The 14,554-nt window shown below is 74.2% G+C and carries 11 protein-coding genes; 4 read left to right on the forward strand and 7 right to left on the reverse strand.

Annotation, left to right across the window (positions count from 1 at the left end; all coding sequences use genetic code 11):
• Positions 1-90: 90 nt before the first annotated feature.
• The 3 genes from G7Z13_RS01430 to G7Z13_RS01440 form a co-directional block, all read right to left on the reverse strand.
• Complete coding sequence (locus G7Z13_RS01430) at positions 91-3,681, reverse strand: hypothetical protein (RefSeq protein WP_165995259.1); 3,591 nt, start codon at positions 3,679-3,681, stop codon at positions 91-93.
• 98 nt (positions 3,682-3,779) lie between these two features.
• Positions 3,780-4,577: a GNAT family N-acetyltransferase gene (locus G7Z13_RS01435; protein WP_165995261.1), complete on the reverse strand. Its 798-nt coding sequence runs from the start codon at positions 4,575-4,577 to the stop codon at positions 3,780-3,782.
• Positions 4,578-4,722: 145 nt separating this feature from the next.
• On the reverse strand, positions 4,723-4,902 hold the full coding sequence (locus tag G7Z13_RS01440; protein ID WP_165995262.1) for a hypothetical protein: 180 nt from the start codon (positions 4,900-4,902) through the stop codon (positions 4,723-4,725).
• A gap of 847 nt (positions 4,903-5,749) precedes the next feature.
• On the opposite strand from G7Z13_RS01440, the gene G7Z13_RS01445 reads away from it, so the two are divergent.
• The 4 genes from G7Z13_RS01445 to G7Z13_RS01460 all read left to right on the forward strand — a co-directional run bounded on the left by G7Z13_RS01445 (position 5,750) and on the right by G7Z13_RS01460 (position 9,458).
• A complete protein-coding gene (locus tag G7Z13_RS01445) occupies positions 5,750-6,883 on the forward strand; it encodes an aromatic acid exporter family protein (protein WP_166004514.1) in 1,134 nt (377 codons plus the stop codon).
• Positions 6,884-7,035: 152 nt separating this feature from the next.
• Entirely contained in the window at positions 7,036-7,407 is a 372-nt protein-coding gene (locus G7Z13_RS01450) for a phage holin family protein (RefSeq protein ID WP_166004516.1), read from the forward strand.
• Complete coding sequence (locus G7Z13_RS01455; protein ID WP_165995263.1) at positions 7,404-7,817, forward strand: DUF3618 domain-containing protein; 414 nt, start codon at positions 7,404-7,406, stop codon at positions 7,815-7,817. Before G7Z13_RS01450 ends, G7Z13_RS01455 begins: the two co-directional genes overlap by 4 nt.
• 423 nt (positions 7,818-8,240) lie before the next feature.
• Positions 8,241-9,458: an MFS transporter gene (locus G7Z13_RS01460; RefSeq protein ID WP_165995264.1), complete on the forward strand. Its 1,218-nt coding sequence runs from the start codon at positions 8,241-8,243 to the stop codon at positions 9,456-9,458.
• Positions 9,459-9,475: 17 nt separating this feature from the next.
• On the opposite strand, the gene G7Z13_RS01465 is transcribed toward G7Z13_RS01460, so the two are convergent.
• The 4 genes from G7Z13_RS01465 to G7Z13_RS01480 are packed head-to-tail and all read right to left on the reverse strand — an operon-like array spanning position 9,476 to position 14,432.
• Positions 9,476-11,080, reverse strand: coding sequence for a glycoside hydrolase family 13 protein (locus G7Z13_RS01465; RefSeq protein ID WP_165995266.1), 1,605 nt, complete (start codon positions 11,078-11,080; stop codon positions 9,476-9,478).
• Positions 11,081-11,127: 47 nt separating this feature from the next.
• Positions 11,128-12,003: a carbohydrate ABC transporter permease gene (locus G7Z13_RS01470; RefSeq protein WP_165995267.1), complete on the reverse strand. Its 876-nt coding sequence runs from the start codon at positions 12,001-12,003 to the stop codon at positions 11,128-11,130.
• A gap of 15 nt (positions 12,004-12,018) precedes the next feature.
• The gene (locus tag G7Z13_RS01475) at positions 12,019-12,999 is read right to left on the reverse strand and encodes a sugar ABC transporter permease (RefSeq protein ID WP_165995268.1); all 981 of its coding nucleotides are present in this window, start codon (positions 12,997-12,999) and stop codon (positions 12,019-12,021) included.
• 20 nt (positions 13,000-13,019) lie between these two features.
• Positions 13,020-14,432 carry an extracellular solute-binding protein gene (locus G7Z13_RS01480; RefSeq protein ID WP_165995270.1) on the reverse strand — a complete coding sequence of 471 codons (1,413 nt, stop codon included), beginning with the start codon at positions 14,430-14,432 and terminating at the stop codon, positions 13,020-13,022.
• Between the last annotated feature and the right edge of the window lie 122 nt (positions 14,433-14,554).

Genomic DNA, 14,554 nt, shown 5'->3' on the forward strand with positions numbered 1-14,554 from the left:
CGCCTCCCACGGCGCACAGTCCGGCCGCCGATCCGTGAGCGCCGGCGTCCGCCCCGGCGGCTCCGGGGCCTGGACGACCGGCTTTCCGTGCTAGGCGGCGAGCAGGGCCTCCACCGTGGAGTTCGGGTCCCAGTCGGGGTCCAGGCCGGTCAGCCGCTCGGCGACCCGGTGCCAGGCCGCCGGGTCCGTGCCCAGTCGGGCGCGCACCAGGTCCGCGACGAGTGTGCGGGCCTCGGCGGTCTGGGGCGGGGCGTCCGTGCGGCGGGCCGCGGCGCCCAGGTAGGCGAGCAGGCGCGCGGCCGGGGCGGCCAGGTTCACCAGGGCCGCGCCGTCGAGCAGCCCCGCCGTGAGGAGTCCGTCCAGCTGGGTGGTCGGCGCGCAGTGGTACTGGCCGCCGAGACCGTGCCGGACCCGCTCCCGGGTGAGCCGCGCGGTGCCGGACAGGCCGTCGGGGCCCGGCTCGGGCAGCAGCGCCGCATGCCGCAGTCTCACCTCCTCGGGGACGCCGTCGAGGCGGACGATGTCCTGCCAGTACGGGAGTGGTTCCCGGGCGTGGGCGGCTTCGAGGGCGGCCCAGTCCACGGACTCGCCCGGCGGGCGGGACTCGATCAGGTCGCGGGCGTGCGCGGCGTGCCGGGCGCGCCGCAGCTTTTTGACGAGCTTTTCCGGCGCGAGTTCGCGGTCCAGCCGGGCGCGCAGGACGGCGGCGGGGTCGGCGGACGCCAGGGCCTTCGCGCACACGGTGGTGGCGGAGCGTCCCAGCACGTTGCGCGCCGCGAGCCGCGCCAGCCGGTCGGCGCCGCCGTGCTCGAGAAGGCTCAGGCAGCCGCGCAGTTGATGCCCGAGTCCGAGCCGCGTGCCCTCCCTTTCGAGCAGTTCCTCCACGAGGTCGGGTTCGGCGGAGCACAGCCACCGCAGACCGCCGGCCGGCCGCGCGGCATGTCCGGCACGCCAGTCGGCGAGCACCCGGGCGCCCAGGGACGGTCCTCGGGCGTCGGGTCGTGACCTGGTCACGATCCGGTGGACGACGGGCCAGGGATTCCAGTGCCGCAGCAGGGCGAGGTCGACGTCGGGGTCGTCGAGCTCGACCAGCCGCTCCACCGCGCCGCTGCGCTCCATCCAGCGGGACTGGGCGGCGAGGACACGCAGCGCGTCGGGGTCGCGGTCGGCGAGCAGCCGGTCGAGGACGGCGCGGGGTGTGCGGTCGTGGCGCAGCAGGTACGCGGCGAGCAGCCAGGGTCCGTCGGGGCCGAGCCGGGGCAGTACGGCGTCGACCATCTCGGGGCCGGCGAGGCAGAGCAGGGTGCCCTCCGGCCAGGTCCACAGGTGGTCGCCGTGGTCCAGCAGCTCGATGGCCTCGTCGGGTGTGGCCGGCCGGGGCCTGCCGATGCCTGGTCCCGGGCGGGGCGCGGGCCTCGCACCGGATCGCGCGCGCTCCAGCAGCTGCGCCCAGGTCACGTCCTGCGAGGCGGCCTGGGACGCCGTCACGGTCGCGGCCAGGCGGAGCCAGGCGTCGGGGTCGGTGCCGAGTTCGGCGCGCAGCCGGCGGGCGAGCGCGGCCCGCCACGCCTCGGCGAACGCCAGCCGCCGCCAGTCGTGCGGCAGCAGGAGGAGGCGCTGGGCGGGCAGCAGGGACGGCAGTTCGTCGGCCGGCAGGACGCCCTGGACGTAGGCCCGCTCCATGTGCTGCGCACCGGATCCGTACGTCTCGGGCAGGCGCGCACGCACCTGCGCGAGGCCGGGTGCCTCGTACGGGGCGCCGTCCGGGGAGGCGGGGATGCCGTGGGCGGCGCAGGCGCGGGCGAACCAGTCAGGGGTGGCGAGGCCGGGCGCGGTCGCCGGCGCGTACCCGGCCAGTGCGCGCAGTACCTCGGGGTTCTTCGGCCGGGGCGCGCTCTCCGGGGCGAGGGAGTACAGCAGGTCGAGCGCGGCCAGAGCATGCGTGTGCTCGCGCCGGTGCCGGTGCCGAGGTCGGGGCGTTGGGGCTGCGGGCCCGGGGGACGGAGACGCCGAGGTGCGTGGTGCGGGCTCGGCCGCCGGCCGGGGTGCGGCGGTGCGCTCAGCCGTCGGTTCGGCCCGGGACGGTGTTCCGTGCGCGGCCGGTGGTTCGGGCGCGGTGGACTCGTCCGCGGTTCTCCCCGCCGCGGCGATCAGTTCCGCGACCGTTCCGCCGTGGCCGGGCAGCAGGAGGTCGAGTGCGGCCCAGGCCGGCTGCCGCTCCCCCAGATGTGTCCGCGTCAGTGCCCTCAGCTCGGCGACCGCCGCCGTGCCCAGCAGGCCCCGTTCGGTGAGGCGGGCGAGCGCGGCCAGGCCGCGGGCGGCGGGGCGTGCGGTGCCGATCAGCTCGACCGGGTCGAGGAGGCCCGCCGCCGCCATGCCCTCCGCCCAGACGGCAGCGCTGTCGTCCAGTCTCTCCTCGGCCAGGCGCCGCGCGGGCGGGGTGGCGTTCCCCGCGCGACGGCCCGCGGTGCGCCACGGCTCGTTGAGGACGCTCAGCCGGAACGCCACGCGCTGCGCGTCGCTCGCCGCCTCGTGGCGGGCCAGCTCCTCGCATGCCGCGGGCAGGAACGGAGTCGTGGCATGCGCGGCGGCGAGGGCGTCGATGTCGTGGACGTACGGCTCGGACAGCAGCTCGCGCAGGGTGCTGGTGCCGCGGGTGGTGGCGAGCAGCGCGGGCAGTCGGGCCGGATCCTCGTACGGCTCGCACCGCGCGCGCAGCCGGCGGGGCCCGTCGCCGTCCGGGGCGGCCAGCGCCTCGGTGACCGTGGCCACGACCGCCCGGCTGAGCCAGGCGGCAGCGGCGGGGTCGTCGAGCAGGGCGCGTACGGCGTCGGGACCGGTCCGTTCCCAGATCCGCAGCAGGGCGTACTGCTGGGCCACTTGGCGTACGCCCGTCCGCAGCGCCGCCATCACGAGCCCCGGGTCGCCCGAGCCGAGCAGCGGGGCGAGCCGGCTCCGCGGAACTCTGCCGTGCGGTGCCGTCAGCTCGGCGCGCAGCGCGGGGTCGAGCGGAACGGTGTCGAGCCGGTCCACGACGGTGCGGCGCAGGGACTGTGTGGTGCGCGGGTTGCGGTAGACGGCCGCGGCGACCTCGGCGTCGCCGACCGCGACCAGCCGGGCCAGGACCCGGGTGTCGAGCCGGGGATGGCGGGCCAGGGCCGCCCGGGTGCGGGCGTCACCGTGCTCGACGACGGCGGTCACCAGGGTCGGTGCCGGGTGGGTCCCGCCGGCCAGCAGCTCCGTCGCCACCCGGTCTGGCAGGGCGGCGAACGCGGCGGCGGCGTGGCGCGGCTTCGCGTGCTGGAGGAGCAGGCCGAGCGTGCGGTGGACGCTGCGGGGCGCGGGCGGCCGGAGCGTGCCGTCGGGCTCCGGTGGCGCAGGTGGTGCGGCGAGCAGCTCGGGCAGGCTGCCGCGGTATCCGACGAGTGCGTCGTGCAGGTCCCGCCAGCGGGTCCCGTCCGCACCGAGGTGACGCTCCGTCATCTGCCTGAGCCAGGCGGCCGCCTCCTCGTCCGCTCCCCCGGCGGCGGCCACCTCGGCAGCCACCGAGCGCGCGGGCCGCACCCGCTGGACCACGGTCAGCGCCGCGCCCTTCGACGGACGCGCGTCCTGCGCCTCCTGACCGGCCCGAGTCACTTCGCGCAGCAGCCGCTCAGCCGCCCCCGCCCGCGTCTTCGTCATGGTCGCCATGCTAGGCAGGGCCACTGACAATGCCGTCGGCCGCACGTGACCTCGCCGGCATTCACGTCGCGCCTCGATGCCGACCGCAGGGACGGAAGTCAGCGGAGGGTGAAGAAGTGCAGCGGTGAGTTCGGGTGGAAGCCGATGCGGGGGTAGACGGGGGCGCCGGCGGCCGTGGCGTGCAGGGTGGCGCGGGTGAGGCCGGTGGCGCGGGCGCCTTCGTGGAGGGCCTTGCGGGTCACCGCCTCGCCGTAGCCCCTGCGTTCCCACGCGGGGTCGGTGGCGACGAGCACGACGAACAGCCGGCCGGCCGCCGGGATCGTCCCGGCGCAGGTCACCGGGGTGTCGCCGCGCAGGCCGAGGTAGGCGTGCACCTCGGTCTTCCACAGCGCCGAGCCGTCGAGACCGTCGCGGCCGTGCTCGAGCGGGAGGCCGTAGGCACGGGAGTTGAGGTCGGCGTAGGCGCGCAGGTGGTCGTCGGTGCGTACGCGGACGAAGGTCAGGTCGGGGTGGACCGGGTCGGGGACGGGGAGCAGATCCCCGGCCATGCCGGTGCCGGAGAAGGCGTGGGTGAGGCCGGCGCGTCCGGCGGCCGCGGTCAGGGTCGCGCGGGCCTCGGTGTCCAGCAGGTCCTCGAAGACCCACAGGAAGCCCGGCTCCCGCTTGGCGCGCATGATCTGTGCCGCCTCGGCCAGCCGCCGTTCGGCGAGCGACGGGTCCGCCCCCACGTCGGTGAGGGTGACGCAGTTCCAGAAGGCGAACCGGGAGTCGGCCCAGCGCACGGCGATGCCCGGCAGGTCCCGTACGTCCGCTGCCGCGTCCCGGTCGAGCACCATGGCCCGCCAGACCGTGGCGAGTTGCTCCATCGATTCGACCGACTCCGCGAGACCCGTCATGTGGCACTCCCTCTTCCCGGCGGCGGTTCGTGCGCCGCCGACGGTTCATCTCTTCCCGGCGGGGCGCCCGGTGATCCGGAGGGCGCCCGAGCGGTCCGGAAAGACGCCGTCGCCGGGACGGGCACGCCCGCCCGGGCCGGGCGGGTCAGCGGGGCGGGCGCTGGAAGCCGGGCTGGGCGGGCAGGCCGGTCAGGGGGCCGCTGGGGACGACGCGCATCACGGATTCCAGCTCGCGGAGTATGCGGTCGGCTTCGCCCCTCACCTGGGTGGGGATGTCGCCTCGCTCGGCGACGAGGCGGCTGTAGATCGGCGTCTCCTGGAACAAGGGGATCTGCTTTCTCGGGTCGTGGCCGGGTGATGTGACGGCTGGTGCCGGCTGCTGGTTGTCCGTGTGACGGTGATCAGTATCGCCGACGGGGTGCGGCCGTGGTGCGGTCGGCCGGAAGCATGGGTATGACAAACGCCTCGTCGCGGTCCGGCCCTGGACACCGCCGAGGGCCGCCGACGCCATGAGAGCGCTCCCAAACCCCGCTCTCCGAAGGCGCGTTCCCGGCAGAGTCTGACCAAGCGCCCTGCGGCCTTGAGGAGTTGAGCGCGCTTCTGCGCGCCTCCACCGGCATGGGGTGCCGGGTGGATCACGAGTTGACGGACGGAGGCGATGGTCTACTGGCGTCCGGCGGGCGTCTCTCCGCTGGAGGGGACCCGGGGGGGGGTGAGGGGGCGGTCGGGCTGTTGCCCGCCGGTGCGGCGGGGCTGTGCCGTGAGCACGGGCGCGATCACCGCGCGCCCGCACACCCTCGCCCCGGAGGACGGCCGGTTCGGGTATCCGGCCGCGAAGCTGGTCCCCCTGGCGTTCGGCGGCGACACCGGCCCGGACGGTGACCTCGTCGCCGGGCACACCGGGGTGGGCGGCCGCCTGACCTTCACCCCCGCGTCGCGGCACCGCCTCGCCCGGTACCGCCCCTACCCGGCCCTGGTGCTCGTCGTCGCGTACGGGCCGCGCGGCTTCGGCGCCGACCGGGTGGCGTACGGTCGCGACGCCCTCGCCGACGCCGTGGCCGGGCTGCGGGCACTGGGGTGGGCGCGCGCCCCCTGCGGGGACGTGCGCAAACACACGGCATTCATCCCGGCTGAGGTGGCACCTGCCAGGGATGGACGGGATAGGACGGGTGATGTGGCGCGCCCGGCGCCACGCCGCTGCGGCGGTCGCCGCGGGGCGCCGGGCGTGCGCGGAGCCGGGACGCGAACGGGATCTGGCGGCGCAGGCGGTCAAGGCGGCGCTGGCCGCCTGGGTGGCGTGGGCGGTGGCGGGCTGGTGGCTGCAGGCGCCGATGGCGTTCGTCGCGCCGTGGGTGGCGATCGTGCTGGTGGAGTCCACGGTGTACCGCTCCGTGACCCACGGGCTGCAGCAGGTGGCGGCCATCGCCACCGGGACGGTCGTGGCCACCGGCGCCGCCCTGCTGCTGGACTCCACGATGGCGGCGATGAGCCTGGTGCTGCCGGCGGCCGTGCTGATGGGCAACTGGAGGCGGCTGGGCAGTCAGGGCGTGTACGCGGCCACCGGCGCCCTGTTCGTGCTGACCAGTCCGCCGGTGACGGTCGCCGCCTCGGCGGCCCGGGTCGCGGAGGCCGTGTTCGGGGCCGTGGTCGGGATCGCGGTCAACGCGCTGATCCGGCCGCCGGTGTATCTGCGCAGCACGCGTGCCGCGCTGGAGGACGCGGCCGGTGAGGCGCGGGACATCCTCGACGCGGCCGCCGACGGCCTGGCCTCGGGCGAGTGGGACGCCCGCGCGGCCGGTGCCCTGCACGAGCGGGCACTGCGGCTGGGCCGCCTGGTGGACCAGGCGCGCGCCGCGGTGGGGTGGAGCCGGGAGAGCCTGCGGGTGAACCCGCGGCGCCGCACCGGAGCCGTGTCCGAGCCCGGCCGGGACTACGACGACGCGGTCACCGTCCTCGACTACGTGGCCGTCCACACCGCGGGGGTCACCCGGGCGGTGCTGGAGGCCTGCGACGGTGACCGCGACGAGCCCCGTCCGGGCCCGCACGTCACCGAGCCGTACGCGGCCTTCCTGCACAAGAGCGCGTACGCGATCCGGCTGTACACCACGAGCCGGTTCGCGCCGGGCGAGCAGGGCCGGCAGGCCGGGCGGGAGCTGCGCGAGGTGGTCGACGACCTGGTCCGCACCCTGGAGGACCTGCGCCACCGGCTGCCCCGCGCCGTACCCGACCATCCGGACGCGCTGGCGACGTACGGCACGCTGCTGACCCAGGCGCGCCGCCTGGCCGACCAGCTGGTGGACCGCTGAGCGCGGTGTGACCGACCGGTGGCCCCGCAGACATTCGGGGTACTCGCGCAGGGTCGCAGCAACGAGACGGACGGGAGGTGATCGCCGTGTCGAGTACGCAGTCGCACCGCACCGCACCCCACGGGCAGGTGCGCGAGCCCGGCCAGGAGCCGGTGGGCGAACTGGTCCAGCGCGCGTCGCAGCAGCTGACGGAGCTGGTCCGCGGCGAGATGCGCTTGGCGCAGGCCGAGATGAAGGAGAAGGGCAAGCGCTACGGCAAGGGGGGCGGGCTGTTCGGCGGCGCCGGAGTCGTCGGCTTCCTGATGCTGCAGGCGCTGGTGGCGACGGTGATCGCCGCACTGGCGGTGCCGCTGCCGGTGTGGGCGGCCGCGCTGATCGTCACCGCGTTGCTGGGTGTGATCGCGGCGGTGATGGCGCTGGCCGGCAAGAAGCAGGTGGACCGGGGGTCCCCGCCCAAGCCCGAACAAGCGATCGAGAACGTGAAGGCCGATGTGGCCGAGATCAAGGGGAGCGCGCATCGATGACCCAGTCGCCGCACGACGAGACGCCCGCGTCGAGCCCGGAGGAACTGCGCGAGCAGGTGGAGCGGACCCGCGCCCAACTCGGGCAGACGGTCGAGGCACTCGCGGCCAAGGCCGACGTCAAGACGCAGGCCCGGGAGAAGGCCGCAGAGGTGAAGGAACACGCCACGGCGAAGGCGGCCGAGGTGAAGGGACACGCCGCCGCGAAGGCCGCCGAGGTCCGGGAACAGGCCACGGCGAAGGCCGGTGACCTCAAGGCGAAGGCTTCCGACGTGGCCCATCAGGTGCAGGACAAGCTCCCCGAGCCGGTCAGGGACAAGGCCTTGTCCCGGGACAACCGCACCCTGCTGCTGGTGGCCGTGGGCGCGGCGACCGTGGTGATCTGGCTGGCGGCCAAGCGCCGGAAGGGGTGAACACCCGTAAAGGCATGTGGACCGCGGCGGCGGCGTAACTGCGCGGGCTCTTGTCTCCGGCGAGCGGCCGGCCGGAGCGCCGCGCGGGCTCTGACCGGCACCTGGCCCGGCTGACCCGCCCCCTGACCCGGCCGGTCCGCCACCTGGCCCAGGTGGCCCGTCGGCCCTGGCCTTGACCAGCCGCCCCGTCGGTCCCGGCCTTGATCCGTCGGCCTCGGCGGGCCGGCCGGAGCGCCCGGCCCCCTCACGATCCGCCGTGACGACCGGCGGCCACTCATCTCGACGGCCCGCCGGGCCGGCCACCTCGCCGGCCCGGCGGGCCGTCGTGTGTTCGCGTCCCGTACGGCGCGGTCGTTCTCGGTACGCCGCCGTCGTCTCTTACGGTGAGCGCTGCCCGGCGCGCCTACGTCAGGAAAGATCACCATGCCGTTCCCGCAGCCGCTCCTGTCCCCCGGCTCCGTTCTGGTGGCGGTCAGCGGGGCATGGGGAGTGTTCTGGGGCACCTGGTCTGCGCTGCTGCCCGCGGTCCTGGAACGCGCGGGCACCTCGCCCGCCGAGTTCGGTCTGGTCCTCACGGCCGTACCGCTCGGGGCGATGCCCGCGATGGCGGTGGTGGGCCGGCTCGCCGTCGGCCGGGAGCCGCGCGCCCTGCTGCTCACCGCCTTCTCGCTGGCCGCCGGCATCGTGCTGCTGGGCGGGGTCTCCGGTCCGGCCGGTCTGGGTGCGGCGCTGCTCGTGGTCGGCGCCACGAGCGGCGCCCTCGACGTGTGTCTGAACTCCGCGACGGCCCGCGTCGAACGCACCACCGGACGGCCTCTGTTCCAGGCGGTGCACGCCGCGTTCCCCGTCGCCGTGATCGCGGCCGCGCCGCTGACCGGGCTGGCCCGGCAGGCGGGCGTGGGCATCCCGGCGGTCCTGCTGGTGTGCGCCGTCCTTCAGGCCGCTTCCGCCCTGCCGTTGCTGCGGCCCGCGGCCGTCGGGGGGCGCAGGGAGGAAGGCGAGGGCCGGGGCAAGGGCGGGGCAGGGCCGGCCGCCGGACCGGTCCGGCGGGCGGGTCCGGCGTGGCGCTCCGCCTGGGTGTGGGGATCCGTGCTGGGCGCGCTGGGCGGCTGTGTGCTGGTGGTGGAGAACGCCGTGGAGCAGTGGTCGGTGCTGCTGCTGGAGGAGCACCGCGACGCCCCGGCGGCCTTGGCCAGTGCCGCGCCCGCCCTCTACATGGGCGCGCTCACCGTGTCCCGGCTGGCCGTGCAGCGGATGAAGTGGCCCCGCACCCGTGACCTGGTTCTCCTCGGTGCCGTCGGCGGCTGCGGAGGCATCGCCTGGGCGGCGCTCGCGCCGGCGGCGTGGCTGTCCCTGACCGGGTTCGCCGTGTGCGGTCTGGCCCTGGGGCCGCTGATGCCGGCGCTGCTCGGCCACGCCGGCCGCACCGATCCGAGCGGTTACACGGTCTCCGTGGTGTCCGCCGTGTCCTACGTCGCGTTCCTGGTCAGCCCGCTGTTCGTGGGGTCGCTGACCCGCTGGGTGTCCCTGCCGGTGACGCTCGCCTGTCTGTCGTCCGCGGCCGTGCCCCTGCTCGCCGCCGCGGCGGTGGCCCGGTGGCGGCCGGCGTGGGCGCGGCCGCGCACGCCGGCGGACCGGTGAGGCAAGGCCGCCCGGCGTCAGGTGCGCAGCCAGACGGCGGTGTCCGCGGGGAGGCGGGTGTCGGGGGTGAGGGGGCCGCTCGCGAGGAGGAGGGAGGTGTGGGCAGGGAGGTCGACGGGGGTGGGTGAGAGGTTGACGACGCAGGTCAGGCCGTGGGGGCGGGTGAAGGCGAGGACGTCGTCGGGGGCGGGCAGCCAGGTGAGGGGGCCGTCGCCGAAGCCGGGGGTGGAGCGGCGCAGGGCGATGGCGCGGCGGTAGAGGCTGAGCATCGAGCCGGGGTCCGCAGCCTGGCGGTCGGCGGCGTACGCGGGCCAGCCGGCGGGCTGGGGCAGCCAGGGCTCCCCGTGCGAGCCGAAGCCGCAGTGGGGGCCCGCGGCGGTCCAGGGCAGGGGGACGCGGCAGCCGTCACGGCCGGGGTCGGTGCCGCCGGAGCGGAAGTGCATGGGGTCCTGGATGCGGTCGAGGGGGATGTCGGCCTCGGGCAGGCCGAGTTCCTCGCCCTGGTAGACGTAGACGGAGCCGGGCAGGGCCAGGGTGAGCAGGGCGGCGGCGCGGGCCCGGCGGGTGCCGAGGGCGAGGTCGGTGGGGGTGCCGAAGGCCTTGGTGGCGAAGTCGAAGGCGGTGTCGGCGCGGCCGTAGCGGGTGACCGTGCGGGTCACGTCGTGGTTGCACAGGACCCAGGTGGCCGGGGCGCCGACGGGGGCGTGTTCGGCCAGGGTGTCGTCGATGGCGCGGCGCAGCCGGGCGGCGCCCCAGGGGCAGGTCAGGAAGGTGAAGTTGAACGCGGTGTGGAGTTCGTCGGGGCGCAGGTAGCGGGCGAAGCGTTCGGCGTCGGGGAGCCACACCTCCCCCACGAAGACGGCCCCGTACTCGTCGGCGACGGCCCGCCAGGAGCGGTAGATGTCGTGGAGTTCGTCCCGGTCGACGAACGGGTGGGGGTCGCGGCCCTCGGTGAAGTCGGGGAGCGCCGGGTCCTTGGCGAGGAGGGCGGCGGAGTCGACGCGTACGCCGGCGACGCCGCGTTCGAACCAGAACCGCAGGATGTCCTCGTGTTCCTGCCGGACGGCGGGGTGGGCCCAGTTGAGGTCGGGTTGTTCGGGGGCGAACAGGTGCAGGTACCACTCGCCGTCGGGGACGCGGGTCCAGGTGCTGCCCGCGAACTGGGACGGCCAGTCGTTGGGGGGCAGTTCGCCGTCGGGCCCGCGTCCGGGGCGGAAGTGGAACAGCTCGCGTTCGGGGCTGCCGGGGCCGGCGGCGAGGGCGGCGCGGAACCACGGGTGCTGGTCGGAGACGTGGTTGGGGACGATGTCGACGATCGTGCGGATGCCGAGTTCGCGGGCCTCGGCGATGAGTTTCTCGGCTTCGGCCAGGGTGCCGAAGGCGGGGTCGACGGTGCGGTAGTCGGCCACGTCGTAGCCGCCGTCGACGAGCGGTGAAAGGTACCAAGGGGTGAACCAGACGGCGTCCACGCCGAGTTCGGCGAGGTAGGGCAGCCGGGACCGGACGCCCGCCAGGTCGCCGGTGCCGTCGCCGTCGCCGTCCGCGAAACTGCGCGGGTACACCTGGTAGATGACGGCGTCGCGCCACCAGTCGTCGGTGCGGTGCGGGGTGGGGGCTGCCACGTGACGGTCCTTTCGGGGCGGGGTGGGTGCGGGGCGGCGGGGCGGGGTCAGCCCTTGAGGCCGCCCGCGGTGAGGCCGCTCATGATGTTCCGCTGGAAGACCAGGAAGATCAGCAGGGTGGGCAGGGAGGCGATGGTGAGGGCGGCGATCAGCACGTTGACGGGGACGCCGTTGGAGAGGGAGTAGATGCCGACGTTGAGGGTCTGCTTGCCCGGGTCGGGCAGGGTGAGCATGGGCCACAGGAAGTCCTTCCAGACGCCCACGACCGCGAAGATGGACACGACGCCGAGGATGGGCCGGGAGACCGGCAGCACGATCGACCACAGGGTGCGCGCGGGGCCCGCCCCGTCGATCGCGGCGGCGTCCAGGAGTTCCTTGGGGATCGAGTCGAAGAACCGCTTCAGCAGGAAGATGTTGAAGGCGTTGGTGACCGAGGGCAGCCAGATCGCCCAGGGCGTGTTGAGCAGGTTGCGTTCGAAGACGGGCACGTCGAGCACGGTCAGGTACTGCGGTACGACGAGCACCGTGGCCGGGATCATCAGGGTCGCCAGCATCATGCCGAGGACGGCCTTGCCGAGGACCGGGCGGAGCCGGGAGAGCGAGTAGGCGGCGGCGACGTCCAGGACGAGCTGGAAGGCGAGCGCGCCGAACGCGTAGTAGAGGGTGTTGAACAGCAGTCCGGCCAGGTCCATGACCTCCCAGGCCCGGCTGTAGTTGCCCGGCTCGGCCGATCCGGGAACCAGGGTGGGCGGGGTGCGGACGACTTCCTGGGCGTCCTTCAGGCCGCTGGAGACCATCCAGTACAGGGGACCGAGGAAGACCAGCGTGAAGAGCGCGACGACGAGGGTGAAGGTCACCCAGTAGAGGGCCTTGCCGCGGGGGCGGGCGAGCCGGGCCGGTGAGATCAGGGTGCGGGTGGACATGCGGGGCCTCCGGTCCTACTCGTCCTCGGCGCGGCTGAGCCTGACGTACGCCGCGGAGAAGCCGGCGAGGAGTACGAGCAGCAGCAGGCCGAGGGCCGCCGCGGCGCCGTAGTCGTTGAAGTTGAAGGCGTACTGGTAGATGAGGTACACGACGGTCGTCGTCGATCCCTCGGGGCCGGCGCCGCCGGTCAGCAGGAACGGTTCGGTGAAGACCTGCATGGTGGCGATGATCTGCATCAGCAGCATCAGGGAGAGCACGAGGCGGGTCTGCGGGATCGTCACGTGCCAGATCTTGCGGAACAGGCCGGCGCCGTCGAGTTCGGCCGCCTCGTACAGCTCGCCGGGGATGCCCTGGAGGGCGGCGAGGTAGATGAGGGCGGCGCCGCCCATGTTCATCCAGGTCGCGGCGATGACGACGGAGAGCATCGAGGTGTCCGGGTCCTGGAGCCACTGCTGCCGCGGGAGCCCGAGGAGGCCGAACAGTTCGTTGAGGAGTCCGTAGCCGGGGTCGTAGAGGTACTTGAACAGCAGGACGGAGGCGACCGGCGGCAGCATCACCGGGAGGTAGACCAGCAGTCTCAGATAGCCCTTGCCGTGCCGGAACTCGTTGATGATGACGGCGACGACGAACGGCACGGCGAAGCCGAGGACCAGGGCGAGCACGGTGAACAGCAGGGTGTTGCGCCAGGCCTGCCAGAATGCCGGGTCGTGGTAGACGGTGGCGAGGTTGTCCAGGCCGGCCCAGGTGGTCCGGCCGCCCTCGGTCTGCTGGAAGGCCAGCAGGAACTCACGGACCATCGGGTACCAGGAGAAGAACCCGAAGCAGAGGACCGCGCCGATGAGGAAGGCGTGGGCGGTGAGGTTGCGCCGTACGCTCCCGGCCAGCCGGCTGCCGCCGCCGGGCGGCACACGCCCCGGCCTGTGGGTGCCGGTGCGGCGGGGGCGGGTGCCCGTGCGGTGGTGCGTCTCGGTGGAGGCCGGGCTGGGGGCCGACATCGTTGTTCCTCCGGCTCGGGTCACCGCTGGGCGAGGACCTGGTCGACCTGGGACGCGGCGGTGGAGAGCAGCTCGTCGATGTCGGCGTCCTCGTTGGTGAGGAGCGCGGACATCACGTTGTCCAGGACCTTGTAGATCTCCTGGGCCTTGGGCGGTTCGGCCTTGCCGGGGACCGGGTTGTCCATGAACGCCCTGAAGTTCTCGACCGGCATGGTGGCGTGTTCGGCGCGGGCGGCGTCGTCCTTCGACTTGGTCTCGTCCAGCCAGAAGTTGGGCTGCGGCACGCCGACGGGCAGCCCGTCCGCCTTGGCGCGCGCCCAGTCGAACTGGCCCTTGCCGGGCGTGAGGTTCTTGAAGTTGAGCCAGGCGACGGCGGCCTTGATCTTGTCGGGCGAGATGCCCTTCTTGATCATGTAGCTGTTGCCGCCGGCGAGGGTGTGGCGTCCGCCGGGGATGGGGCCCATGCCGAAGTCCTCGTACTCGGCGCCGAGTTGCTGGACCATGTAGGCGATGTCGTCGGGGGCGGCGAGGAACATGCCGAGCTTGTCGGTGGCGATCTGCTTCTGCAGGTCACCCCACTTCAGCAGCTGGGTCTCGCCCATGCTGTCGTCCTCCCAGCGCATGGCGTGGAGGTTCTCGGCGACCTGCCGGCCCAGCTCGTCGTCGAAGGCCGCCTTGCGGCCGCTCGGGTCGACGATGTCGCCGCCGACGCTGTAGAGGTGCGCGGTGAAGTGCCAGCCGCCGGTGTTGCCCGCGCTGTACTCGCCGAAGCCGGCGATGCCCTCGCCGAGTCCGGCGATCTTCCGGGCGGCGGTGCGGACCTCGGCCCAGGTGCGCGGAGGGCTGTCGGGGTCGAGCCCCGCCCGTGCGAAGAGTGTGCGGTTGATCAGCAGGCCCATGGTGTAGTTGCTGGTGGGCAGGCCGTAGAGCTTTCCTTCGTGCTTCAGCGCGGCGAGGACGTCCGGGTCGATGTCGTTCAGCCGCGGCACGGTCTTCTCGTTGACGTACGCGGTGATGTCCTCGGCGCCGTCGTGGTCGAGGACCTGCGGCAGGTCGGTGAAGTAGGTGTAGAAGACGTCGGGCTGGGACCTGGCCTTCAGCATGGCCGTGAAGCGCGGTGGCTCCAGGCACTGGCCGGGGGTGGAGCGGCCCTCGATGGTGACGTTCGGATAGGTCTTGTTGAACTCCGCGACGTCTTCCTTCCACTGCTTCAGCTCGGCGGCCTTCGCGGCGGGCGGCATGCAGTCGATGGTGAGGGTGACCTCGGTCTTCGGGTCGAGCGGGGCGGCGGGGTCGGAGGAGCCGCGCTGCCCGGTGTCTCCCGGGTCGTCGCTGCTGCTGGTGCCGCAGGCGGCCAGTGCGGTGAGGGTGAGGGCGCAGACGAGGGTCAGGACGCCGGCCCTGCGGGCACGGCTCGACCGGGCACTTCTCATGGGTGGCCCCCTTCGGGCGGGAACGAGGAAGGCGCCCCACCGCCAGGCGTTGTGGGGCGCCGCACACTCAACCACCGAGAACCGATGGACGCAATATCTCGCGCAGCCCTCGCAAATCTTTG

Source organism: Streptomyces sp. JB150, assembly GCF_011193355.1.
Lineage (GTDB): Bacteria > Actinomycetota > Actinomycetes > Streptomycetales > Streptomycetaceae > Streptomyces.